A 23,387-nucleotide genomic window follows, 5' to 3' on the forward strand; every position below is an offset into this window, starting at 1 on the left:
GATGAGGGAAACACGGTCGGCCGGATGAGGCCAGACCTGGTGCGCGGACCTGAGCCTTGTGGGCAAGCCGGGCAAAACGGCGCGTAGAGTAGCGAAAATGCGCGCTCATCGCACTGTTGCAGTGCGAAGTGTCCGCTGAGCGCACCTGTGTGTCGCATCGGTGCAAGACTCAGCGGAAACGGTACAGCTAATCCTTCCGCCCCCAAAACCGAGGGCTTGGGGATTACAGGGCCATGTCGGCCGCTGGATTGCTTTCAGCCTTCGGTGCAGCTTGACCTTCGATCGGGTTGGCAGCAGCGGCGGCCTGGTCGATCACCGGCGGTGCAACAGACAGCTGCAGGATCTTGGCGGTGTAGTTCCACTCTTTCTGCACAGCCTCTGGCGAGTTGTTCAGTGCAGTCCCGTAGCTCGGCACGATCTGACGCAGCTTGGCTTGCCATTCAGGCGTGGCAACTTTGTCCTTGAACGCTTTTTCCAGCACGTTGATCATGATCGGTGCTGCAGTCGATGCGCCCGGCGAAGCACCCAGCAAACCGGCAATGCTGCTGTCCTTGGACACCACGATTTCGGTACCCAGTTTCAGCACGCCGCCCTTCTCTTCGTCGCGCTTGATGATCTGCACGCGCTGGCCGGCCTGCCACAGACGCCAGTCTTCTTTCTTGGCGTTGGGGAAGTACTGCTTCAGTGCCTGGTAGCGATCGTCGTCGGACAGCATGACCTGACCTGCCAGGTATTCGATCAGTGGGTACTGTTCGATACCGACCTTGGTCATCGGCCATACGTTATGCAGGTTGGTGCTGGTCAGCAGGTCCAGGTACGAACCGTTCTTCAGGAACTTGGTCGAGAAGGTCGCGAATGGGCCAAACAAGACCACGCGCTTGCCGTCCAGCACGCGGGTGTCCAGGTGTGGAACGGACATGGGCGGCGCGCCAGTCGACGCGATACCGTAGGCCTTGGCCATATGCTGCATGGCCACGGTCGGGTTCTCGGTCACCAGGAACGAGCCACCTACCGGGAAACCGCCGTATTCCTTGGCCTCGGGAATGCCCGAATCCTGCAGCAGATGCAACGCGGCACCACCAGCACCGATGAACACGAACTTGGCGTCGGTTTCGGTCTTGGTACCGTCTTTCAGGTTCTTGTAGGTCACGCGCCACGAACCGTCGGCGTTGCGCTTGATGTCTTGCACTTCGCTGGACAGCTTCAGATCGAAGCCGTTCTGCCCCTTCAGGTGGCCGACGTACTGGCGAGTGATCTCGCCGAAGTTCATGTCGGTACCCAGCGGACTCCAGGTGACGGCCAGTTTCTGATTGGGGTCGCGGCCCTCCATCATCAACGGCACCCACTTCTTGATCTGCTCGTGATCCTGGGAGAACTGCATGCCGGCGAACAGCGGGCTGGCCTTCAGCGCCTCGTAGCGCTTCTTGAGGAACTCGATGTTGTTGTCGCCCCACACGAAGCTCATGTGCGGGGTGGAGTTGATGAACGTGCGTGGGTTCTTCAGAACACCGGCAGTGACCTGGTGCGCCCAGAACTGACGGGAAATCTGGAAGGCTTCGTTGATCTCGATTGCCTTGGCGATCTGGACCTTGCCGTCCTTGTCTTCCGGGGTGTAGTTCAGCTCGGCCAAGGCAGAGTGACCGGTACCGGCGTTGTTCCAGCCATTGGAGCTTTCTTCGGCAACGGCGTCCAGGCGCTCGACCATTTCCATCGACCAGCTTGGCTCGAGCTCGTTGAGCAGCACGCCCAGCGTGGCGCTCATGACGCCACCGCCGATCAGCAGGACGTCGACTTTCTTCGCTTCGGCCGCTTGTGCCGACACCATCCCGATGGACAGAGCCAGACCCAGCAGCGCTGTGTTCGCTTTCTTCAACATACAGAAATTCCTAGGATTGAACGCCATTGGCTCGATCCGACAACGCTGACGTTTCAAGCTGCCCGCAAGGGGCCGCGAAACGAGTCGCCGGCAAACCGTGTAAATGGCATAGAAGGCCAAATTCGTTGCATCGGCCTCACATTCATGTCCTTAGCGTGCTGACTTTCTTGTTGAATATTGTCTTCAGCGACTTCAGTGACATCGACCTTGGCATGCCTTGCAGCACAAGGTCACTGCTGGCAGCCGGCCAGAATCCACAACCTGAACTTTCGTTCATGGGCTGCGACATTATGGCGGGTCGACATATTACATGAGAGTGGCTACCCGCAACCAGATCAATGTGGTCGATTGCCTCAATCGATATAAATGGTCATATCAATTAAGGAAAGCCCCTACATCGTTTAATGATACTTCTTACATGCGGGACTTGGTGAGTCCAGTAAAGTCCTCCGCTTTCATGAGTGTCATACGATGACCGACTGTACGGATCCATTCATACCTGCGCTCAGTACCCGCAGACTGCTGCTGCTGCCGCTCACCCTGGCCGACGCGCCGCGCTACCAGGAGTTGATCGCAGACTGGGACATGGTTCGCTACATCACTGCCAACATGCCGTGGCCCTACCCCGCCGGCGAGGGGCTGCGCTACATCCGGGAGGATGCGTTGCCTGCCATGGCCGACGCAGAAGAATGGCATTGGACACTCCGGCTGCATGACGCGCCCGAAACCATTATTGGCGTGATCAGCCTGATGGACGAATGCGACGACAACCGCAGTTTCTGGATTGCCAAGCCCTGGCAAAACCAGGGGCTGGCTGGCGAAGCATGCGAGGTGGTGACCCGTTTCTGGTTCCAGACCTTGGACAGACCCGTCTTGAGAGTCGCCAAGGCAGTGGCGAACGAGGCGTCCCGGCGGATCTCCATGCGCGAGGGCATGCAGGTGGTTCTTCGGCGAGACCAGGACTTCGTGTGCGGCCGCATGCAGGAAGAGGTCTGGGAATTGACGCGCGAGCAGTGGCTGGCACGGCAAACCTAGGCCTGCGGCAAAAACACAAAAGCCACCCGAAGGTGGCTTTTGTGACTACGCAAACAACCCAGCAAACAGGTAAGCGAAGCTTACTTGACTGCCCAGCCCGTCAGCTCGGCCAGGGCCTTGCCGATGTCGGCCAGCGAACGCACGGTTTTCACACCGGCGTCCTGCAGTGCAGCGAACTTCTCGTCTGCAGTACCCTTGCCGCCGGAGATGATTGCACCGGCATGGCCCATGCGCTTGCCCGGAGGAGCAGTCACACCAGCGATGTACGAAACAACCGGCTTGGTCACGTGAGCCTTGATGTAGGCTGCGGCCTCTTCTTCGGCAGAACCACCGATCTCGCCGATCATGACGATCGCTTCGGTCTGTGGGTCTTCCTGGAACAACTTCAGGATGTCGATGAAGTTCGACCCTGGAATCGGGTCACCGCCGATGCCGACGCAGGTCGACTGGCCGAAACCGGCGTCAGTGGTCTGCTTCACGGCTTCGTAGGTCAAGGTGCCGGAACGCGACACGATGCCAACCTTGCCTGGCAAGTGGATGTGGCCTGGCATGATGCCGATCTTGCACTCGCCCGGAGTGATGACGCCTGGGCAGTTAGGGCCGATCAGGACGACACCCAGCTCGTCGCACTTGACCTTGGCTTCCAGCATGTCGATGGTCGGAATGCCTTCGGTGATGCAGACGATCAGCTTGATGCCGCCGAACGCTGCTTCAAGGATGGAATCCTTGCAGAACGGAGCGGGTACGTAGATGACCGAAGCAGTGGCGCCGGTTTTCTCGACAGCTTCCTGAACGGTGTTGAATACCGGCAGGTTCAGGTGAGTGGTACCACCCTTGCCTGGGGTCACGCCGCCGACCATCTTGGTGCCGTAGGCGATGGCCTGTTCGGAGTGGAAAGTACCCTGCGAGCCGGTGAAGCCCTGGCAGATGACCTTGGTGTCTTTATTGATCAGGACGCTCATTACTTGCCCTCCGCAGCTTTGACAACTTGTTGAGCAGCGTCGGTCAGGCTGGTGGCTGCGATGATGTTCAGACCGCTTTCCGCCAGTACTTTAGCGCCCAGTTCAGCGTTGTTGCCTTCCAGGCGCACAACTACCGGGATTTTCACGCCGACTTCCTTCACCGCGCCAATGATGCCTTCGGCAATCATGTCGCAACGAACGATGCCGCCGAAGATGTTGACCAGTACGGCCGCGACATTGGTGTCGGACAGGATGATCTTGAACGCTTCGGTTACGCGTTCCTTGGTGGCACCACCGCCTACGTCGAGGAAGTTGGCTGGCTTGCCGCCATGCAGGTTGACGATGTCCATGGTACCCATGGCCAGGCCAGCACCGTTGACCATGCAGCCAATGTTGCCTTCCAGGGCCACGTAGTTCAGTTCGAACTTGGCGGCGTGCGCCTCACGCGGGTCATCCTGCGATGGGTCGTGGAAACCCTTCAGCTTGGGCTGACGGTACATGGCGTTGGCGTCGATGTTGATCTTGGCATCGAGGCAATGCAGATCGCCATCGGCCTTGATGACCAACGGGTTGACTTCCAGCAGGGCCAGATCGTGGTCCTGGAACAGCTTGGCCAGGCCAACGAAGATCTTGGCGAACTGAGCGACCTGCTTGCCTTCCAGACCCAGCTGGAATGCCAGCTCGCGGCCCTGGAACGGCTGTGCGCCGACCAGCGGATCGATGGTGGACTTGAGGATCTTCTCGGGAGTGTCGTGAGCGATCTTCTCGATGTCCACGCCACCTTCGGTGGAAGCCATGAACACGATGCGACGGCTGGAGCGGTCCACTACGGCACCCAGATACAGCTCTTTGGCGATATCGGTGCAGGACTCGACCAGGATCTTGGTGACGGGCTGACCGTTGGCGTCAGTCTGGTAGGTCACCAGACGCTTGCCCAGCCACTGCTGGGCGAAAGCCTTGGCGTCTTCCTTGCTGCGAACCAGTTTCACACCACCAGCCTTGCCGCGACCACCAGCGTGGACCTGGGCCTTGACGACCCACTCGCTGCCGCCGATCTTGTCGCAGGCTTCTGCGGCGTCTTCGGGGGTGTCTACCGCGTAACCTTTGGATACTGGCAGGCCGTATTCAGCGAACAGCTGCTTACCCTGATACTCGTGAAGATTCATGCTTATTACCGTCTTCGTTAGGTACTGCGCTTTTCGGCGCTGCGCTTCATGATTGAAGTGCCGCGCCACCTGTGACTGCTACTCGCCGGTTGACCGGCGAGGTGAGTCCGGCGGACATTCCGCGGCAGGCCCTGCGAACAGGGCATGCGACGGGCAGGCCACCGTGGTTTCTTATTGTTTAACGCTTCTTGCGGTTGGCGATGTGGATGGCGCCGCCATTCACTGCCAGGGCCGCTTCGTGCAGGGCTTCCGACAGGGTCGGATGCGAGAAGACCATCATGCCCAGGTCTTCGGCACTGGTACCGAATTCCATGGCGATGGCGCCCTGCTGAACCAATTCTGCCGCGCTCGGGCCAATCACATGCACACCCAGTACGCGGTCGGTCTTGGCATCGGCGATGACCTTGACGAAACCGCCCGTGTCGTTGGCCGCCATGGCACGACCACTGGCCGCGAACGGGAAGCTGCCGACGTTGACTTCAACGCCTTCGGCCTTCAGCGTCTGTTCGGTCTTGCCGACCCATGCGATTTCCGGGTGGGTGTAGATGACCGACGGGATCAGGTCGTAGTTCATCACGGCCTTGTGGCCCTTGATGCGCTCGACGACCATGATGCCTTCCTCGGACGCCTTGTGCGCCAGCATCAGGCCACGCACCACGTCGCCGATGGCATAGACGCCAGGCACGCTGGTGGTGCAGTAGTCATCGACATAGATGAAGCCACGCTCGTCGATGTCCACGCCGCTGTCCGAAGCCAGCAGGTCGGTGGTGACCGGGCGACGGCCCACGGCGACGATCAGCTTGTCGAAGGTGATCGTCTGCTCGCCGTTGGCGTCGGTGTACTTGACCAGGACTTCTTCACCCTGCACTTCGGAACCGGTCACGCGCGCGCCGAGCTTGATGTCCAGGCCTTGCTTGGTGAAGGTCTTCAGGGCTTCCTTGGACACCGCGGTGTCGGCAGCCATGAGGAACGTGTCCAGTGCTTCGAGTACGGTGACTTCCGAACCCAGGCGCGACCATACCGAACCCAGCTCGAGGCCGATCACACCGGCGCCGATGACGCCTAGACGCTTGGGCACCTGCTGGAATTCCAGCGCGCCGGTGGAGTCGACGATGGTCTTCTGGTCGACAGGGGCCGGCGGGATGTCGATCGGACGCGAGCCGGACGCCAGGATGACGTTGTCGGCCTCGACGATTTCAACACCGTTGGGACCGGTGACTTCGACTTTCTTGCCGGCCAGCAGTTTGCCGTGGCCTTGCAGCACGGTCACGCCGTTGGACTTGAACAGGCCGGCGACGCCGCCGGTCAGGTTCTTGACGATGTTGGACTTGCGACCAATCATCGCCGGTACGTCAATGGTCACGCCAGCGTGGTTGATACCGTGGATGGCAAAGCCATCCTGTGCTTCGTGGAATTTCCACGAGCTGTCCAGCAGTGCCTTGGAGGGAATGCAACCCACGTTCAGGCAGGTACCGCCGAGGGCCAGCTTGCCCTCGCCGTCTTGATACTTCTCGATACAGGCAGTCTTGAGGCCCAGTTGTGCGGCCTTGATGGCAGCGACGTAGCCACCGGGGCCTGCGCCAATCACTACCACGTCGAATTTCTGAGTCATAAAACGATTCCTATTAGCGGCATGCTTGAAGCCAAGGTGCCGAGTTCCGGATCAAGCTGCGTGGGCTCGATGGTGGATCCCGGGACCTGTGGCTGCCTTATCAGATATCCAGCAACAGACGCGCTGGATCTTCCAGCAGGTTCTTGATGGTCACCAGGAACGTCACGGCTTCCTTGCCATCGATCAGGCGATGGTCATACGACAGCGCCAGGTACATCATCGGGCGGATGACCACCTGGCCGTTGATCGCCATCGGGCGCTGCAGAATGTTGTGCATGCCCAGGATAGCCGCCTGCGGCGGGTTGACGATCGGGGTCGACATCATCGAACCGAAGGTACCACCGTTGGTGATGGTAAAGGTACCCCCGGTCATTTCGTCCATCGACAGCTTGCCGTCGCGCGCCTTCTTGCCGAAGGTGGCGATGCCGCCTTCGATCTCGGCCAGGCTCATGGCCTCGGCATTGCGCAGGACGGGAACCACCAGACCGCGATCACTGGAAACTGCCACACCGACGTCGGCGTAGCCGTGATAGACGATGTCCGAGCCGTCGATCGAGGCGTTGACGGCCGGGAAGCGCTTCAGCGCCTCGGTGGCTGCCTTGACGAAGAACGACATGAAGCCCAGGCGCACGCCATTGTGCGACTTCTCGAAGAGGTCCTTGTACTTGGAGCGCAAGGCCATGACTTCGGTCATGTCGACTTCGTTGAACGTGGTCAGCATGGCCATGTTCGACTGGGCTTCCACCAGACGCTCGGCAACCTTGGCGCGCAGACGGGTCATCGGCACACGCTTTTCGGTACGGTCGCCGACGCTCTGCACGATGGCAGCGGCAGCGGCTGGCACGGCCGGCTTGGCGGCCGGTGCAGACTTCTTGGCTTCGATGGCGGCGACCAGGTCTTCCTTGGTGACGCGACCGTCTTTGCCGGTGCCCTTGACGCTGTTCAGGTTGATGCCGTTTTCTTCGGCCAGCTTGCGTGCAGCCGGGCCGCCAATGGCGTCATCGTCGCCAGCGGCAGGCGCCGAAGCCGCCTGTGGTGCGGCAGCCTGAGGCGCAGCAGCGGCCTGAGGTGCGGCAGCAGGTGCAGCAGCGGCGCCGCCCGCCTCGATGGAGCCCAGGACTTCGTCCGACAGAACGGTGTCGCCTTCGTTCTTGACGATCGCGCCCAGCACGCCGTCGGCGGTGGCCAGCACTTCCAGGACGACCTTGTCGGTCTCGATGTCCACGATCAGGTCATCGCGCTTGACCGCGTCGCCCGGCTGCTTGTGCCAGGTGGCAACGGTGCCGTCGGCGACCGATTCCGGGAAGGTAGGGGCTTTGATCTCGATAGCCATTATCAGTATTTCCTTAAATTCGGTTTCAGGTGCGCGTTGGCATTAAACGGTGAAGGCATCTTGCAGCAATTTGGCTTGCTGCTCGGCGTGCATCGAAGCGTAACCGCAAGCCGGGGCAGCCGATGCGTCACGGCCGGCATACTCGAGGACCAGGGTCTTCTTGTGATTGCTCATGCTGCGGCGCAAGTGATGCTGACTGCTGTACCAGGCACCCTGGTTCATCGGCTCTTCCTGACACCAGGCCACATGTTCCAGATTGGTGTAGGCAGCAATCGCTTCCATCAGGTCGTCTTCGGGGAACGGATACAGCTGCTCGATGCGCACGATGGCCACATCTTCGCGACCCTCGGAACGGCGCTTCTCCAGCAGGTCGTAATAGACCTTGCCGCTGCACAGCACCAGACGCGTCACCTTCGCGGCGTCCAGGGTATCGATTTCCGGAATGACCGTCTGGAACGAGCCTTCGGCCAGGTCTTCCAGGGTCGACACGGCCAGCTTGTGACGCAACAGCGACTTGGGCGTGAGCACGATCAGCGGCTTGCGCAGCGGACGAATCACCTGGCGACGCAGCAGATGGTAGATCTGCGCCGGGGTGGTCGGCACGCACACCTGGATGTTGTGCTCGGCGCACAACTGCAGGTAACGCTCCAGACGCGCGGAAGAGTGCTCCGGGCCCTGCCCTTCGTAGCCGTGCGGCAGCAGCATGGTCAGGCCGCACAGACGGCCCCACTTGTGCTCGCCACTGGTGATGAACTGATCGACCACCACCTGTGCACCGTTGGCGAAGTCGCCGAACTGGGCCTCCCAGATCACCAGCGCATTGGGCGAGGTGGTCGAGTAGCCGTATTCGAATGCCAGCACCGCTTCTTCGGAAAGGAAGGAGTCGTACAAGTCGAAACGCGGCTGGCCATTGTAGAGGTTCTGCAACGGGATATAGGTCGCCGCATCCTTCTGGTTGTGCAGCACCGCGTGACGGTGCGAGAAGGTGCCACGGCCAATGTCCTGGCCGGTCATGCGGATCGGATGGCCTTCGAACGCCAAGGTGGCGTAGGCCATGGTCTCGGCATAGCCCCAGTTGATCGGCAAGCCACCGGCCTGCATCTTCTGCCGGTCTTCGTAGATCTTCGCAACCTGACGCTGGACCACGAAGCCTTCCGGGATCTCCAGCAGCTTGGCGGACAGTTCCTGCAAGGTCTTGAGGTCGAAGCTGGTGTCGTGACGCGCCGTCCAGGCATGGCCCAGGTACGGGCGCCAGTCGACGAACAATTCCTTGTTCGGCTCCTTGACCAGGCTCTTGACCACGTGCAGACCGTTGTCCAGTGCGTTGCGGTACTCGTCGATCTGGCTTTGCACGCTGCCTTCGTCGAGCACGCCGGCCTTGATCAGGCTTTCGGCGTACAACTCGCGCGTAGTGCGCTGCTTGGCGATCTGCTGGTACATCAATGGCTGGGTGCCGCTAGGCTCGTCAGCTTCGTTGTGACCGCGACGGCGGTAGCAGACCAGGTCGATGACCACGTCACGCTTGAACTGCATGCGGTAGTCGATCGCCAGCTGGGTGACGAACACCACGGCTTCCGGGTCATCGCCATTCACGTGCAGGATCGGCGCCTGGATCATCTTGGCCACGTCGGTCGCATATTCGGTGGAACGCGCGTCGTACGGGTTGCTGATGGTGAAACCAACCTGGTTGTTGATCACGATGTGCACGGTACCGCCGGTCTTGAAACCGCGGGTCTGCGACATCTGGAAGGTTTCCATGACCACGCCCTGGCCGGCGAATGCAGCATCGCCGTGCAGCGAGATCGGCAGCACCTTGTCGCCGACCGCGTCGTTGCGACGGTCCTGGCGGGCCCGCACCGAGCCTTCGACCACTGGCGACACGATTTCCAGGTGGGACGGGTTGAACGCCATGGCCAGGTGAACTTCGCCACCTGCGGTCATCACGTTGGACGAGAAGCCCTGGTGATACTTGACGTCACCGGAACCCAGCTCGACCTTCTTCTTGCCTTCGAATTCGTCGAACAGGTCGCGGGGGTTCTTGCCGAAGGTGTTGACCAGCACGTTGAGACGGCCACGGTGGGCCATGCCGATCACGACTTCCTTGGTGCCATAGGAGCCCGAGCGCTGGATCATCTCGTCCAGCATCGGAATCAGGCTCTCGCCGCCTTCCAGACCGAAGCGCTTGGTGCCCGGGTACTTGGTGCCCAGGTACTTTTCCAGGCCCTCGGCTGCGGTGACGCGTTCGAGCACATGGCTGCGGCTCTCGGCCGAGAACGATGGACGACCGCGCACGCTTTCCAGGCGCTGCTGGAACCAGCTGCGCTGCTCGGAATCGGTGATGTGGGTGAACTCGGAGCCGATGGTGCGGCAATATGTCTGCTGCAAAGCCTCGAGAATTTCACGTAGGCTCGCCTCCTCTTTGCCGATGAACAGGTCGCCGGCACGGAAGGTCGTATCCAGATCGGCATTGGTCATGCCGTAATGGTTGATTGACAGGTCTGCCGGAGCAGGCCGTTGCCACAGCCCCAACGGGTCCAGTTGGGCTGCCTGGTGGCCGCGCATCCGGTAAGCCTGAATCAATCGCAGCACTTCCACCTGCTTCTTCTCGTGCTCGCTGCTCACGCTACCGGCGGAAACCGGTTGGGCACGGCGCTGGTTTTTGGCCAGCAGGACGAAATGATCGCGGATGGTGGAGTGTGCAACGTCGGTGGCAGTGCTGCCTTCGGCAGGCAACTTCTGAAAGTAGGTGCGCCATTCTTCTGGCACAGCGTTAGGGTCGTGCAGGTAAAGCTCATAGAGCTCTTCCACATAGGCAGCGTTACCACCGGATAGGTGGGCGCTGTTCCACATGCGCTGCATCACGCTTTCTTGCATGCTTGGTCACCCTCGGTTAGGGGACACCACCGGCGCTTACACCTTGGGCGTACTGACGCGGTCCATGTACAGCGACCGTGCAAGCCACCTCAGTTGTACGCTGGTAGTCCGGGTACCAGCCCGGAGCCCCTGCTGGTCTTGTTTCTTCGAAAGTAAAAGCGAAGCCTTACACAGCCACGCTCGGGTTTTCATCACAGCACAGGATCAATCCTGCGCTGTGATGGCTTGCGGTGTAGCAGATGAATCAGACGCCGTTGGACAACAGCATGTTCCGCACGTGGCCAATGGCTTTGGTGGGGTTCAGGCCTTTGGGGCAAACGCTGACGCAGTTCATGATGCCGCGGCAGCGAAATACGCTGAACGGATCATCCATCGACGCCAGGCGCTCGCTGGTCCGGGTGTCACGGCTGTCGGCCAGGAAACGGTAGGCCTGCAGCAGCGCCGCCGGGCCGAGGAACTTGTCGGGGTTCCACCAGAACGAAGGGCAGGAAGTCGAGCAGCAGGCGCACAGGATGCACTCGTACAGACCGTCCAGCTTCTCGCGCTCTTCCGGAGTCTGCAGACGCTCGATGGCCGGGGCCGGCGTGTCGTTCTGCAGGAACGGCTTAACCTTCTCGTACTGCTTGTAGAAGATGCTCATATCCACGACCAGGTCACGGATCACCGGCAACCCTGGCAGCGGACGCACGATCAACTTGTTACCTTTTACGACAGCGGACAGCGGCGTGATGCATGCCAGGCCGTTCTTGCCGTTGATGTTCATGCCATCGGAACCGCACACGCCTTCACGGCACGAGCGACGATAGGAGAAGCCTTCGTCCTGTTCCTTGATCAAGGCCAGCACGTCCAGCACCATCACATCCTTGCCACCGGTGTCGACCTGGAATTCCTGCATGGACGGCGCAGCGTCCTGGTCCGGGTTGTAGCGATAAACACTGACTTGCAACATGGCGGCCACCCTCAGTAAGTCCGGATCTTCGGTTCCATGGTCGGAACGGTTTTCGGCGAGAAGTTCACGGCGCGTTTGGCAACACGTTTTTCACCCGGGAAGTACAGGGTGTGGCACAGCCAATTTTCGTCGTCGCGATCTTCGAAGTCTTCACGGGCGTGAGCGCCGCGGGACTCTTTGCGATGCTCGGCGGCAATCGCGGTGGCTTCCGCCACTTCCAGCAGGTTCTGCAATTCCAGCGCTTCGATCCGGGCGGTGTTGAAGCCCTGGCTCTTGTCGTTGATCTTGACGTTGGCAATGCGCTCGCGCAGGCCGGCCAGCTGATCGATACCTTTCTGCATGTACTCGCCGGTGCGGAACACACCGAAGTAGTTCTGCATGCAGCTCTGCAGTTCTTTGCGCAGGCTGGCGACATCTTCACCCGTGGTGCGCGCGTTGAGGCCGTCCAGACGCGCCAGGGCGACTTCCAGATCAGTGTCGCTGGCGCGGCGGTATTCGATACCCTCGCTCAGCGCCTGCTCCAGGTGCAGGCCTGCGGCACGACCGAACACCACCAGGTCGAGCAGCGAGTTGCCGCCCAGGCGGTTGGCGCCATGGACCGACACGCAAGCCACTTCGCCCACGGCGAACAGGCCCGGGATGATGGCATCGTTGCCATTGGCATCCTGGGTGATTGCCTGACCGTGGATGTTGGTAGCGACACCCCCCATCATGTAATGACAAGTTGGCACGACAGGAATCGGCGCAACGGCCGGATCGACGTGGGCAAAGGTCTTGGACAACTCCATGATGCCTGGCAGACGGCTGTGCAGCACTTCCTCGCCCAGGTGATCGAGCTTGAGCATCACGTGATCGCCATCGGGACCACAGCCGTTGCCGGCGATGATTTCCTTGACCATCGAGCGTGCTACCACGTCCCGACCGGCAAGGTCCTTGGCGTTCGGCGCGTAGCGCTCCATGAAACGCTCGCCATGCTTGTTGATCAGGTAACCGCCTTCACCGCGGCAGCCTTCGGTGACCAGTACACCTGCGCCAGCAATGCCGGTCGGGTGGAACTGCCACATTTCGATGTCCTGCACCGGCACACCGGCACGCAAGGCCATGCCCACGCCGTCACCGGTGTTGATCAGGGCGTTGGTGGTGGACGAGTAGATACGTCCTGCCCCGCCAGTGGCCAACACGGTGGCGTTGGCGCGGATGTACGAGGTCTCACCGGTTTCAATGCAGATGGCGATGACACCAACGATCGCGCCGTCCTGGTTCTTCACCAGATCGACCGCATAGTACTCGTTCAGGAACACGGTACCGGCCTTCAAGTTGGCCTGGTACAGGGTGTGCAGCAGCGCATGGCCGGTACGGTCGGCAGCGGCGCAGGTACGTGCGGCCTGGCCGCCCTTGCCGAAGTCCTTGGACTGGCCACCGAACGGACGCTGGTAGATACGGCCCTGCTCGGTACGCGAGAACGGCAGCCCCATGTGCTCGAGCTCGAAGACCGCTTCCGGGCCTACCGAACACATGTACTCGATAGCGTCCTGGTCGCCGATGTAGTCGGAACCCTTGACGGTATCGTACATGTGCCAGCGCCAGTCATCGTTCGGGTCGGCCGAGGCGATGGCGCAGGTGATGCCGCCCTGCGCCGACACGGTGTGCGAGCGAGTCGGGAATACCTTGGTGACGACGGCGGTCTTGTGACCACCCTGGGCCAGCTGCAGCGCTGCGCGCATGCCGGCACCACCACCACCAATGATGATGGCGTCGAAGGAAAGCGTACTAATGTTAGCCATGAATCAGATACCCCAAAGAATCTGCACACCCCAGACGAAGTACGCGAACATCGCAACGCCGCATACCGCCTGGAACAGGAAGCGTATAGCCGTGGCCGACTTGCCGAACGCCATCGGCGTCAGGTAGTCGGTGGCAATGGTCCACATGCCTACCCAGGCGTGGGCGCCGAGGGCGACCAGCGCCAGAAGGCTGAAGATGCGCATCCAGTTGCTGCTGAACAGCGAGTGCCATTGGGTGTATTCGATGCCTGGATTGGCAACGATGTAGCCGATCAGAAAAAGAAAATAAGCCGCGAGAACGACCGCAGACACACGCTGTGCCATCCAGTCATAGAGGCCCGAACGCGAAAGGTTCGTAACGTTGGTTACCATACCCAAACTCCTGCCAGAACGATCAGCACCACCGAGATGATGAGAACGATTTTAGAGCCCAGCTTGCCGCCTTCCAGCGTCTCGCCGATGCCCATGTCCATGATCAGGTGGCGCACACCGGCCACCAGGTGATACAGCAAGGCGGACAGCAGGGCCCAGATCACGAACTTGGCCAGCGGGCTGGTCATATACGCCTTCACCTCGCCGAAGCCTTCCTCGGAACCCAGGGATTTGCCCAATGCGTACAGCATGAGAGCGATGCCCAGGAACAGGATGACACCGGATATACGATGGAGAATGGACGTGTAAGCAGTGACAGGGAGTTTGATGGTCCTTAGGTCTAGGTTTACAGGTCGTTGGCTATTCACGGCTTTTTTCACACTGAAGAGCCCCTAGCAAGCAGGGCAAGTTGTAGGGAAGTGTACTGGTCAGGTACTCACCACCCAGGAGGTGACGACCCCGTCGAAATGGCTCGGAAAAGCCCCCGGCGGTCGGCTGCCGAGTATAGACAGTTAGGATACTAATGACAACGCACCGCAGGCCCCGGACGGCGGATTGCGCATGCATGGCAAAAGGTTTGAACGGGGCGTAATTTCGCGAAAAAAGCCCGCTCGCAGCGCTCTGGAGCCTTACTTTAAGCAAATTGACATTCGAATTTATCTCACTATAGTGGTGCGGGCCCTGCGTGGGGGGTCTGTCTGATGATTCCAAGCATTAATAGGAGGCCACATGGCTGACAAAAAAGCGCAGTTGATCATCGAGGGCGCAGCCCCCGTCGAGCTGCCGATTTTAACCGGCACCGTTGGTCCCGATGTAATCGACGTCAGGAGCTTGACTGCCACGGGCCGCTTCACTTTCGACCCAGGCTTCATGTCGACCGCCTCGTGCGAGTCGAAAATCACCTACATCGACGGCGACGCCGGAATCCTGCTGCACCGCGGCTATCCGATCGAGCAACTTGCCGAACAATCCGACTATCTCGAAACCTGCTACCTGCTGCTCAACGGCGAATTGCCTACGGCCGAGCAGAAAGCGAAGTTCGTTGGCAACATCAAGAACCACACAATGGTTCACGAGCAGTTGAAGACTTTCTTCAACGGCTTCCGCCGCGATGCCCACCCGATGGCCATCATGTGCGGCGTGGTAGGTGCGCTGTCCGCGTTCTACCACGACTCGCTCGACATCAATAACCCGCAGCACCGCGAGATCTCGGCAGTACGCCTGGTGGCCAAGATGCCGACACTGGCGGCCATGGTCTACAAGTACTCCATGGGCCAGCCCATGATGTACCCGCGCAACGATTTGTCGTATGCGGAAAACTTCCTGCACATGATGTTCAACACGCCGTGCGAGATCAAACCGATCAGCCCGGTACTGGCCAAGGCCATGGATCGCATCTTCATTCTGCACGCCGACCACGAACAGAATGCGTCCACTTCCACCGTGCGCCTGGCAGGCTCGTCGGGTGCCAACCCGTTCGCCTGCATCGCCGCCGGCATTGCAGCACTGTGGGGGCCTGCCCACGGCGGCGCCAACGAAGCCGTGCTGACCATGCTCGACGAGATTGGCGATGTGTCCAACATCGACACCTTCATCGCCAAGGCCAAGGACAAGAACGATCCGTTCAAGCTGATGGGCTTCGGTCACCGCGTCTACAAGAATCGCGACCCGCGGGCCACGGTGATGAAGCAGACCTGCGACGAAGTGTTGAAGGAACTGGGCATCAAGAACGATCCGCAGCTCGAACTGGCCATGCGCCTGGAAGAGATCGCCTTGACCGACCCCTACTTCATCGAGCGCTCGCTGTACCCGAACGTCGATTTCTATTCGGGCATCATCCTCAAGGCCATCGGCATTCCAACCAGCATGTTCACGGTCATCTTCGCCTTGGCGCGTACCGTGGGCTGGATCTCGCACTGGAAGGAAATGCTGTCGAGCCCCTACAAGATCGGCCGCCCACGCCAGCTGTACACCGGCGAGAAAAGCCGCGACGTGACCGCTCTGGACGATCGCACCTAAGCCTTCGCGTCACAACGAAAGGCCGCCTCCGGGCGGCCTTTTGCGTTGCTACTGTTCCGCTTTTGCGCGCAATGCCTTGAGCGTATTGAATGGGGCATCCACGACGAACTTGTTGGCAAGCCAGGAGGGCACGCTGCCGCCCGGCTCGGTGTGCACCTGGTAGATCACCTGGGTCTGATTGGCACCCTGGGGCACCATCTTCCAGAAACCTTCCACTTGCGCCACACGCACGAAGCCTTTCTCCTGCGGCACATAGTCGGCCGCCCCGGCCAGATTGCGGGTGACGCTGCCATCACTGCCATCGACCGTGGTGATATGCAGCACCGAGTCGCGCGGGGTGACCGGCCACGGCGTATTGAATTGGGTGTAGGTCCAGGTCTGATCGCCTTGATGCTTGAGCAGCTTCTGCGCCTTGCACTCATGAATCCAGGTACAGGCCCCGGCGACGTCCTCCTGCATGGCACGCAGCTTGGCCACGCTGGCCTTGATCGTGGTTTCGCCCCTATAGGCCTTGTACTTGGAGCCCGCGACTTCACTCAGGGAAACCTTGATCCCCTCCTCGTCCTTGGCCACCGACCACTGCTCGGCGTGGGCAGACAGGTGAACGCTGCCCAGCAGGGCAACCAGCGCTATACGATGCATCGCTCTCATTGTTGTTGTTCCTTGTTGTCGAGGATCGAGACTTTGTCTACGCGGTCATCTGCTCCCACCAGCCCAGAATGCGCACGGCGTCCTGGTCGCTGTCGCCACACACTTCGGGATCGGCATGAAACGCCGAGCATACTGCTGGCCGCTCGGGCAGGCCGAACAGGGCACACAGGTTGTCCAGAGACAGCTGCACGCAGCGCTGCCCGGCCGGCTTGCCCAATGGCATGCCGGGGATAGGCGAACTGATGGAGGGGGCGATGCAGCAGGCGCCACAGCCTTCGCGGCATTTCATGACGTCATGACCTCACAGGCACAGAATGTTGTAGAACACCCATGGTAGTGACCCAACGAGCGTTTGAAAATGCCTGCGTCGATAATTCGGCCGAGCCATGTGTAACGGCCGACTGAACTGGCCTACATGGCTCACTGCTTGAAATTGAAGTCCAGCGCGGCGCCCTCGACTTCACGACCATCGCTACGCCGCTGCAGCTGCATCTCGTTGTTCAGCAGGCGACCATTGAGCTGGAAGTCCTCGCTGCCCTTGTCACTGAAGAAGGCAGGGAGAATCGGCTTGGGCGCAGGCTCGGCCAGCGGCGCAGGGTGTACCGCAGCGTTGACGGGCTGGGTCGGCGGCTTGAGGTCCTTGACGATGTCCTTGGGCAGGCTCAGGTCCAGGTTGGGCTTGGGCACCGGCGTGGCAATGACGTCCGCTTCCTTGCGCGAACGGCTCTTCGCGGCTTTCTTGCGAACCACAGGCTTTTTCGCGGCAGGCTTCTTCGCCGCAGAATCAGCCTTGGCGGTCGACTTTGCGGCATCTGCCGAGCGTGTCGCAGCCGACGGGCTATCCGGCGTTTGCGCGTGAACAGCGGGCACGGCAATGAAGCCCAGATTCAAGCAGAAAACCAGCAATGCGAGACGGCGCTTGGTGTTCATAGGGGCACGACAACTACGACGAAGCCTCTATGCTCCCTGTTAAGCGTCGTGCTGACAAGCCCCTCGTACAGTTTCAATAGGAAACTCCAGACTCCTGGCACAGTTGCCGCGCCAGTACACCAAGCGTTGCCAGTGCGCGCTCGGCCTCGCGGTTCCACGGCACGCCACAGTTGAGCCGAATACAGTGGTTGAACTGCTCTGTGTTGCTGAAGATCAGGCCAGGCGCGATGCTGATTCCCTGCTCCAGTGCACGCACATGCAGCTCCTGGGTGTTGACCCGCCCGGGCAGGCTCACCCAGAGGATGAACCCTCCGGTAGGCCGCGTGATCTGCGTACCTTCCGGAAAATGCTGCTGTACCGCCAGCTGGAAAGCACTCAGGTTCTTGCGGTACTCCTGGCGAATGAAACGCAGGTGCCGGTCGTAACCGCCGTTTTCCAGATAACTGGCTACACCCATCTGCGTGACGCTGCACGCCGAATGGGTACTGAACGTCTGCAGCCGCTGGACTTCGGCCTGGTATTTGCCGGCAATCATCCAACCGATGCGCACGCCGGGCGACAACGTCTTGGAGAAGCTGGAGCAGTAGATGACATGGCCCAGCCGGTCGAATGCCTTGAGCGCCTTGCTCTTGCCCTGCTCGAACATCAACTCGCCGTAGATATCGTCTTCGATGATCTGGATATCGAAATCCGAAGACAGCCGAAGCAGCTGCTTCATGCGCTCTTCGGGCATGGTTCCGCCCAGCGGATTGCTCAAGCGCGGCGTCAGGACCAGCGCCTTGATCGACCACTGGTTGGCAGCCAGCTGCAACGCTTCCAGACTGATACCGGTGGACGGATCACTGGGGATCTCGATGACCTTCAGGCCGAGCAGGTCCGCCAACTGCAACAGGCCATAATAGGTAGGTGACTCGGCCGCGATCAGGTCGCCGGGCCGGGTGAGCACGCGCAGGCTCATCTGCAATGCATCGACGCAGCCGTGAGTGATCACGATCTCCGAGGGATCGACCACCACACCGGCATCACGCATGCGGATCGCCACCTGCCGGCGCAAAGGCTCGAAGCCTGGGCTGAACATGTAGCTGAAGGCGCGCGGGCTCTGGAAGCGGGTGACTTTGGCCAACTGCTGATGCAGCGCGCGTACCGGTAGAAATTCGACATGGGGCACTGCGGCCCCCAATGGAAATACGCCCTCTCGACGGGATTCGTCGAGCACCTGCTGGATGATACTGCTGCGGGTAACCAACCCCGGACGCTCTACCCGGGCAATGTCAGGCGTAGGCGCGGTCAGCGCCGGGGTCTGGTGCACGTAATAGCCGGACTGGGGCCGCGCGCGGATCAACCCCTGGTCCTCGAGGTTGGCATAGGCTTGCAATACCGTGGCATGGCTGACATTGAGCTGGGCGCTCATCTTGCGTACCGAAGGCACGCGTTCGCCTGGCTGGTACACGCCGCGACGGATGTCATCAGCCAGCTGCTGGGCGATACGCTGGTAGAGCAAGAGGTTGGTCATGGCCGGACCTTCGATGTGCCAGAAGACCCCTACAGATACGAACTGTACGGGGACAGCTGGCAGGATAGCAGAGCTGATCCTGCAACTGCACGGGCCACTTGCAACCTTGCGTTCAACCGCGGGGCAGCGCCAACTCGCCCTTGGAATTGGAAAAGACGATCTCGACCCGCCGATTCTGCGCCCTGCCCCGCTCCGAGGCATTCGCGTCCACCGGGTAGGCATCGCCATAGCCCTGCACTTGAATGCGCGACTCGTCGATACCCAGGTCGACCAGGGTGTCGGCCACCGACTGCGCACGGTCGGCCGAGAGCTGCAGGTTGAACGCTTTCTCTCCGGTGTTATCGGTATAGCCTTCGATACGCACCACGCGCTTGGGGTTGAGCTGCAGGAACTGCACGAGCTTGAGGATCGTGCGATTGGCCTGGGGCTTGAGCTGGGCCTCGCCGGTATCGAACAATACGTCGCCCAGGGTCATGACCAGGCCGCGGTCCGCCTCGACGTTGGCCAGCGCCAGAATCTGCTCTTCGAGCCATTTACCCTGCTGCTGCACGCTTTCCAGCTTGGAGTCGCGCAAGGCCAATTGCAGGCGCTGCAAGTCCATCTGCGCCTTGGTCAGACGCTGCTGGTTAAGCAGCTGCTCGCTTCGCTCGCGAGCGATCTCGCTATAGCGCAGGCTCAAGTATGCATAATGCTGGGCGTCGCTGCCGGTGCCCCAATAGCTGGCAAGTCGCTCGGCACGGGCCAGCGACTCGCCTGCACGGATGACATCCTTGGGCGCGCTGCGCAGCACGCTGGAATCATCGCGCACGGCCTGGAAAGCAGTCTCGGCACGCTGCACCGCCTCGCTGTTGGCGCGCTGGCCGGAGCAACCCACTGTCATCAAGCCGGCGGCCAGCAGCAGCCCCGTGCGCATTGCCGTCAACTGTTTCACTGCATGTCCCTCAATTGTTTACGCAGGCGTTGAATACGGGCGTCCAGGGCCTTGAGCTGATCCTGCCCCTTGGCGGTCAACAACTGATCCTCGGCCAGGCGCGCATCCAATTCGGCCTGTTCGGCGTTGAGCCGGGCGCCCTTGTAGTTGCCATCGGCCATTTGCGCGCGAGCCTGGGCGAGCTTGCCAACCGCCAGCTGCATGGCCGGGTTTTCTTCTGTCGCACCGACTGCGCGCGCCTGTTCGACGGTTTGGTCGGCCAGACGCAATTGCTGCGTGGGCGCCGGATCACTGGCACAGCCAGCGAGCAGCAAGAGCAGCGAGCCTGCGGTCATAGCTTGAACGTTCACGAAAAATTCCTACTGTTGAGGGGCTGCAGGCGGGGGCGATTGCTGGGCTCTCCAGCGCTCGACATTGCGCGAGAACACCTCGGCCGGGATACCTGAAGCGGTCAATTCTGTCATTTTTTTCGCCAGCTGTCCGCGCAGCCAGGGATCGTTGCAGGCGGAGTCGTGAGACAGCGCCAGGTACAACCCCGGTCGGTCGACCGGCAGCTCGCTGCTCTGCAACTTGTCGCCCACACCCTGTGCCTGAGCCATTGCTGCCCCGGAATAGCGTCCGGCGATCACATACTCAACCTGGCCATGCACCAGCCGGTCGAAAGCCTGCTGCAGATTCTCGACGGTGGCGAGTTTCAGGTGTTCGGCGGCCAGGGTCACGAATGCCTGCGTGGGTCGCGCCTTGGCCGATATCGCCCCGGCGTGACCGTGCAGGTCGGCGAGGCTGCGATACTGCAGCGGTGCCGAACGCAGTGTCCACACCAGGTAATCGTTCGGAACCAGTGCAGGGTGCACGTAATCCAGGGACTCAAGCTCGTTCACGGCCAATGGCGCATCCACCAGCAGGTCCATTCGCCCCGTGCGCACTTCTTCCAGCGCCTGCGAACGCTTGCCTGCGTAGAGGATGTCGAGCTTGACGCCGATCTGCGCCGCCACCTGCTGCAGCAGCTCGGCGTTGACCCCGATCAGACGCTCGGGATCCTGTGGGTCCCGCCACAGATACGGCGGCGCGTCGGGACTGCCGCTGGCTATCAGCCGCTCACATTTGCCTGCACCCTGCGCCGCCAGTGGCAGCAGCGCGGCAGCCACGCACAGCGCCAAACGGCGTAGACCGCCTTTTCCAGTCATGCTCAACCTCGTGCGACCTTGTCACATGCAAAAAGCCTGGTCGCGGTCTGCTGCCCATGGGCAACAGACCGCGACCAGGCTTGAATCAACCGCGGTCGAAACCGCTAAGTCAGACCAGCTTCTCGAGCTCGGGGACCGCTTCGAACAAGTCCGCGACCAGGCCGTAATCAGCGACCTGGAAGATCGGTGCTTCCTCGTCCTTGTTGATTGCCACGATCACCTTGGAATCCTTCATGCCCGCCAGATGCTGGATGGCTCCGGAAATGCCCACGGCGATGTACAGCTGCGGCGCGACGATCTTGCCGGTCTGCCCGACCTGCATGTCGTTGGGCACGAAACCGGCGTCGACGGCTGCACGCGACGCACCTACCGCAGCGCCCAGCTTGTCGGCCAAGGTGTACAGGTGTTTGAAGTTGTCACCGTTCTGCATGCCACGACCGCCGGATACGACGATCTTGGCAGCGGTGAGCTCGGGGCGATCGGACTTGGCCAGCTCTTCGCCAACGAAGCTCGACTTGCCAGTATCGTGGGCCGCGCCTACCGCTTCCACGCCAGCCGAACCACCTTCGGCGGCCACGGCGTCAAAACCGGTGGCACGCACGGTGATGACCTTGATCGCCGCACTCGATTGCACGGTGGCAATGGCGTTGCCCGCATAGATCGGACGCTTGAAGGTGTCCGGCGACTCGACCGAAATGATCTCGGAAATCTGGTCGACGTCCAGCTGGGCGGCCACCCGTGGAAGAATGTTCTTGCCGTTGGCGGTTGCGGCAGACAGCACATGGCTGTAACCGGAGGCCAGCTCGACAATCAGCGGCGCGACGTTTTCAGGCAACTGATGGGCATAAGCAGCGTTGTCCGCCACCAGCACCTTGCTCACGCCGGCGATCTTGGCGGCGGCTTCGGCAACACTGGCGACCTGCACGCCGGCGACCAGTACGTGAATCTCGCCGCCGATCTTCTGCGCAGCGGCCACGGTGTTCAGGGTCGAAGGTGCCACACCCGTGTTCACCTGACCTTCGGTTACATAATCGGCGATAACCAGGATAGTCATTAGATTACCTTCGCTTCGTTTTTCAGTTTTTCGACCAGTTCGGCAACCGACTTGACCTTGATCCCGGCACTGCGAGTCGCCGGAGCCTCGACCTTGAGCGTCTTGTTGGTGGAGGTCACGGATACGCCAAGTGCATCGGGCGTGAAAGACTCGAGGGGCTTCTTCTTCGCCTTCATGATGTTGGGCAGGGAGGCGTAGCGCGGCTCGTTCAGACGCAGGTCGGTGGTGACGATAGCCGGCAGGGTCAGGCCAACGGTCTGCAGCCCGTCATCGACTTCACGCGTGACATTGAGCTTGTCGCCAACCACTTCGACCTTGGAGGCGAAGGTGCCCTGCGCGTAGCCGCTCAGCGCTGCCAGCATCTGGCCAGTCTGGTTGTTGTCGCTGTCGATCGCCTGTTTGCCCAGGATCACCAACTGTGGCTGTTCCTTGTCTACAACGGCCTTGAGCAGCTTGGCTACTGCCAGTGCGTTCAGTTCCTCGGCATGCTCGATCAGTATTGCCCGGTCGGCGCCCAGGGCCAGCGCGGTGCGCAATTGCTCCTGCGCGGTGGCCGGACCGACGGTGACCACGACGATCTCGCTGGCGATGCCCTTCTCTTTCAGGCGCACGGCTTCTTCAACAGCGATTTCGCAGAAAGGGTTCATCGACATCTTGACGTTGGCAAGGTCGACGCCAGAGTTGTCCGCCTTGACGCGAACCTTGACGTTATAGTCGACCACTCGTTTGACAGCTACAAGAACCTTCATGGATTCCTCGTTACTCTCCGGTGAAAAGAATGTCGCCCAGGCAGACCGGACGATGACGTGGGCGCAAGGGCACCATTGAAACGTTTGCAGCATTGCGTAGTGCTGGCAAAAACCTGATTTTTCAAGACCTTGACCAGCAAAACGGGGCAGCCTTCAACAAGTATGACGTGTAAACTCGACCGTGTGTGCGTCCGGCGCATGCGAGCGACCTGGATCGGAGTCGAGATTCGATGCAACCGGTACTGCGCGCCGGACCGGCACCGAACATGAAGCTGGCCGTATCTTGACCGCTGTGCCCTGACCGGTCAATACGCGGAACTCACCGGTCACGCCCCCTGGCCACCTTGATTTTACTGGGCTGCAGCGGATTCAAACAAACGTTTGTATTGG

General features: G+C 60.7%; 21 protein-coding genes. 2 read left to right on the forward strand and 19 right to left on the reverse strand.

The window, feature by feature from the left end; all coding sequences use genetic code 11:
• Positions 1-223: 223 nt before the first annotated feature.
• Positions 224-1,876, reverse strand: coding sequence for a malate dehydrogenase (quinone) (gene mqo, locus ONG87_RS12710; RefSeq protein WP_264381390.1), 1,653 nt, complete (start codon positions 1,874-1,876; stop codon positions 224-226).
• A gap of 471 nt (positions 1,877-2,347) precedes the next feature.
• Between mqo and ONG87_RS12715 the strand changes: the two genes are divergently transcribed.
• Positions 2,348-2,911 carry a GNAT family N-acetyltransferase gene (locus tag ONG87_RS12715; RefSeq protein WP_264381391.1) on the forward strand — a complete coding sequence of 188 codons (564 nt, stop codon included), beginning with the start codon at positions 2,348-2,350 and terminating at the stop codon, positions 2,909-2,911.
• Between the two features lie 80 nt (positions 2,912-2,991).
• On the opposite strand, the gene sucD is transcribed toward ONG87_RS12715, so the two are convergent.
• The 9 genes from sucD to sdhC form a co-directional block, all read right to left on the reverse strand.
• Positions 2,992-3,873 (reverse strand): succinate--CoA ligase subunit alpha, encoded by an 882-nt coding sequence (sucD, locus tag ONG87_RS12720; RefSeq protein WP_122477308.1) that lies wholly within the window; start codon positions 3,871-3,873, stop codon positions 2,992-2,994.
• Positions 3,873-5,039 (reverse strand): ADP-forming succinate--CoA ligase subunit beta, encoded by a 1,167-nt coding sequence (sucC, locus tag ONG87_RS12725; protein WP_122477306.1) that lies wholly within the window; start codon positions 5,037-5,039, stop codon positions 3,873-3,875. The genes sucD and sucC overlap by 1 nt, the downstream gene beginning before the upstream one ends.
• Positions 5,040-5,217: 178 nt before the next feature.
• Positions 5,218-6,651 (reverse strand): dihydrolipoyl dehydrogenase, encoded by a 1,434-nt coding sequence (gene lpdA / locus ONG87_RS12730; protein WP_122715781.1) that lies wholly within the window; start codon positions 6,649-6,651, stop codon positions 5,218-5,220.
• A 100-nt stretch (positions 6,652-6,751) separates the two neighbouring features.
• On the reverse strand, positions 6,752-7,984 hold the full coding sequence (gene odhB / locus ONG87_RS12735; RefSeq protein WP_122715782.1) for a 2-oxoglutarate dehydrogenase complex dihydrolipoyllysine-residue succinyltransferase: 1,233 nt from the start codon (positions 7,982-7,984) through the stop codon (positions 6,752-6,754).
• Between the two features lie 42 nt (positions 7,985-8,026).
• A complete protein-coding gene (locus ONG87_RS12740) occupies positions 8,027-10,858 on the reverse strand; it encodes a 2-oxoglutarate dehydrogenase E1 component (protein ID WP_122477300.1) in 2,832 nt (943 codons plus the stop codon).
• A 244-nt stretch (positions 10,859-11,102) separates the two neighbouring features.
• On the reverse strand, positions 11,103-11,807 hold the full coding sequence (locus ONG87_RS12745; RefSeq protein WP_043193659.1) for a succinate dehydrogenase iron-sulfur subunit: 705 nt from the start codon (positions 11,805-11,807) through the stop codon (positions 11,103-11,105).
• A gap of 11 nt (positions 11,808-11,818) precedes the next feature.
• On the reverse strand, positions 11,819-13,591 hold the full coding sequence (gene sdhA, locus ONG87_RS12750; protein WP_122477298.1) for a succinate dehydrogenase flavoprotein subunit: 1,773 nt from the start codon (positions 13,589-13,591) through the stop codon (positions 11,819-11,821).
• A gap of 3 nt (positions 13,592-13,594) precedes the next feature.
• The gene (sdhD, locus tag ONG87_RS12755; protein ID WP_043190640.1) at positions 13,595-13,963 is read right to left on the reverse strand and encodes a succinate dehydrogenase, hydrophobic membrane anchor protein; all 369 of its coding nucleotides are present in this window, start codon (positions 13,961-13,963) and stop codon (positions 13,595-13,597) included.
• On the reverse strand, positions 13,957-14,343 hold the full coding sequence (gene sdhC, locus ONG87_RS12760; protein WP_185793015.1) for a succinate dehydrogenase, cytochrome b556 subunit: 387 nt from the start codon (positions 14,341-14,343) through the stop codon (positions 13,957-13,959). Before sdhC ends, sdhD begins: the two co-directional genes overlap by 7 nt.
• 349 nt (positions 14,344-14,692) lie before the next feature.
• Between sdhC and gltA the strand changes: the two genes are divergently transcribed.
• Positions 14,693-15,982, forward strand: a complete 1,290-nt coding sequence (gene gltA / locus ONG87_RS12765; protein WP_043190646.1) for a citrate synthase — start codon at positions 14,693-14,695, stop codon at positions 15,980-15,982.
• A gap of 48 nt (positions 15,983-16,030) precedes the next feature.
• On the opposite strand, the gene ONG87_RS12770 is transcribed toward gltA, so the two are convergent.
• From ONG87_RS12770 to ONG87_RS12810, 9 genes are all read right to left on the reverse strand, one after another.
• On the reverse strand, positions 16,031-16,633 hold the full coding sequence (locus ONG87_RS12770; protein ID WP_122477295.1) for an START domain-containing protein: 603 nt from the start codon (positions 16,631-16,633) through the stop codon (positions 16,031-16,033).
• A 37-nt stretch (positions 16,634-16,670) separates the two neighbouring features.
• Entirely contained in the window at positions 16,671-16,922 is a 252-nt protein-coding gene (locus ONG87_RS12775) for a YkgJ family cysteine cluster protein (RefSeq protein ID WP_122477294.1), read from the reverse strand.
• 131 nt (positions 16,923-17,053) lie between these two features.
• Positions 17,054-17,563 (reverse strand): translation initiation factor 2, encoded by a 510-nt coding sequence (locus ONG87_RS12780; RefSeq protein WP_185793013.1) that lies wholly within the window; start codon positions 17,561-17,563, stop codon positions 17,054-17,056.
• Between the two features lie 73 nt (positions 17,564-17,636).
• The gene (locus ONG87_RS12785; protein ID WP_122477290.1) at positions 17,637-19,076 is read right to left on the reverse strand and encodes a PLP-dependent aminotransferase family protein; all 1,440 of its coding nucleotides are present in this window, start codon (positions 19,074-19,076) and stop codon (positions 17,637-17,639) included.
• Positions 19,077-19,188: 112 nt separating this feature from the next.
• A complete protein-coding gene (locus tag ONG87_RS12790) occupies positions 19,189-19,989 on the reverse strand; it encodes an OmpA family protein (protein ID WP_122477288.1) in 801 nt (266 codons plus the stop codon).
• A 14-nt stretch (positions 19,990-20,003) separates the two neighbouring features.
• Positions 20,004-20,342 carry a DUF4398 domain-containing protein gene (locus ONG87_RS12795; protein ID WP_192137476.1) on the reverse strand — a complete coding sequence of 113 codons (339 nt, stop codon included), beginning with the start codon at positions 20,340-20,342 and terminating at the stop codon, positions 20,004-20,006.
• Between the two features lie 24 nt (positions 20,343-20,366).
• The gene (locus ONG87_RS12800; protein WP_192103244.1) at positions 20,367-21,194 is read right to left on the reverse strand and encodes an ABC transporter substrate-binding protein; all 828 of its coding nucleotides are present in this window, start codon (positions 21,192-21,194) and stop codon (positions 20,367-20,369) included.
• 109 nt (positions 21,195-21,303) lie between these two features.
• Positions 21,304-22,248 carry an electron transfer flavoprotein subunit alpha/FixB family protein gene (locus ONG87_RS12805; protein ID WP_122477284.1) on the reverse strand — a complete coding sequence of 315 codons (945 nt, stop codon included), beginning with the start codon at positions 22,246-22,248 and terminating at the stop codon, positions 21,304-21,306.
• Positions 22,248-22,997, reverse strand: coding sequence for an electron transfer flavoprotein subunit beta/FixA family protein (locus ONG87_RS12810; protein ID WP_264381392.1), 750 nt, complete (start codon positions 22,995-22,997; stop codon positions 22,248-22,250). Before ONG87_RS12810 ends, ONG87_RS12805 begins: the two co-directional genes overlap by 1 nt.
• Between the last annotated feature and the right edge of the window lie 390 nt (positions 22,998-23,387).

It is taken from the genome of Pseudomonas sp. MM227, from assembly GCF_947090715.1.
GTDB classification, from domain to species: domain Bacteria; phylum Pseudomonadota; class Gammaproteobacteria; order Pseudomonadales; family Pseudomonadaceae; genus Aquipseudomonas; species Aquipseudomonas baltica.

What these genes read in the sequence shown, in the direction of transcription:
- mqo (WP_264381390.1), bottom strand. Translation starts at nt 1,876, where the DNA reads ATGTTGAAGAAAGCGAACACAGCGCTGCTGGGTCTGGCTCTGTCCATC.
- ONG87_RS12715 (WP_264381391.1), top strand. Translation starts at nt 2,348, where the DNA reads ATGACCGACTGTACGGATCCATTCATACCTGCGCTCAGTACCCGCAGA.
- sucD (WP_122477308.1), bottom strand. Translation starts at nt 3,873, where the DNA reads ATGAGCGTCCTGATCAATAAAGACACCAAGGTCATCTGCCAGGGCTTC.
- sucC (WP_122477306.1), bottom strand. Translation starts at nt 5,039, where the DNA reads ATGAATCTTCACGAGTATCAGGGTAAGCAGCTGTTCGCTGAATACGGC.
- lpdA (WP_122715781.1), bottom strand. Translation starts at nt 6,651, where the DNA reads ATGACTCAGAAATTCGACGTGGTAGTGATTGGCGCAGGCCCCGGTGGC.
- odhB (WP_122715782.1), bottom strand. Translation starts at nt 7,984, where the DNA reads ATGGCTATCGAGATCAAAGCCCCTACCTTCCCGGAATCGGTCGCCGAC.
- ONG87_RS12740 (WP_122477300.1), bottom strand. Translation starts at nt 10,858, where the DNA reads ATGCAAGAAAGCGTGATGCAGCGCATGTGGAACAGCGCCCACCTATCC.
- ONG87_RS12745 (WP_043193659.1), bottom strand. Translation starts at nt 11,807, where the DNA reads ATGTTGCAAGTCAGTGTTTATCGCTACAACCCGGACCAGGACGCTGCG.
- sdhA (WP_122477298.1), bottom strand. Translation starts at nt 13,591, where the DNA reads ATGGCTAACATTAGTACGCTTTCCTTCGACGCCATCATCATTGGTGGT.
- sdhD (WP_043190640.1), bottom strand. Translation starts at nt 13,963, where the DNA reads ATGGTAACCAACGTTACGAACCTTTCGCGTTCGGGCCTCTATGACTGG.
- gltA (WP_043190646.1), top strand. Translation starts at nt 14,693, where the DNA reads ATGGCTGACAAAAAAGCGCAGTTGATCATCGAGGGCGCAGCCCCCGTC.
- ONG87_RS12770 (WP_122477295.1), bottom strand. Translation starts at nt 16,633, where the DNA reads ATGAGAGCGATGCATCGTATAGCGCTGGTTGCCCTGCTGGGCAGCGTT.
- ONG87_RS12775 (WP_122477294.1), bottom strand. Translation starts at nt 16,922, where the DNA reads ATGAAATGCCGCGAAGGCTGTGGCGCCTGCTGCATCGCCCCCTCCATC.
- ONG87_RS12780 (WP_185793013.1), bottom strand. Translation starts at nt 17,563, where the DNA reads ATGAACACCAAGCGCCGTCTCGCATTGCTGGTTTTCTGCTTGAATCTG.
- ONG87_RS12785 (WP_122477290.1), bottom strand. Translation starts at nt 19,076, where the DNA reads ATGACCAACCTCTTGCTCTACCAGCGTATCGCCCAGCAGCTGGCTGAT.
- ONG87_RS12790 (WP_122477288.1), bottom strand. Translation starts at nt 19,989, where the DNA reads ATGCGCACGGGGCTGCTGCTGGCCGCCGGCTTGATGACAGTGGGTTGC.
- ONG87_RS12795 (WP_192137476.1), bottom strand. Translation starts at nt 20,342, where the DNA reads ATGACCGCAGGCTCGCTGCTCTTGCTGCTCGCTGGCTGTGCCAGTGAT.
- ONG87_RS12800 (WP_192103244.1), bottom strand. Translation starts at nt 21,194, where the DNA reads ATGACTGGAAAAGGCGGTCTACGCCGTTTGGCGCTGTGCGTGGCTGCC.
- ONG87_RS12805 (WP_122477284.1), bottom strand. Translation starts at nt 22,248, where the DNA reads ATGACTATCCTGGTTATCGCCGATTATGTAACCGAAGGTCAGGTGAAC.
- ONG87_RS12810 (WP_264381392.1), bottom strand. Translation starts at nt 22,997, where the DNA reads ATGAAGGTTCTTGTAGCTGTCAAACGAGTGGTCGACTATAACGTCAAG.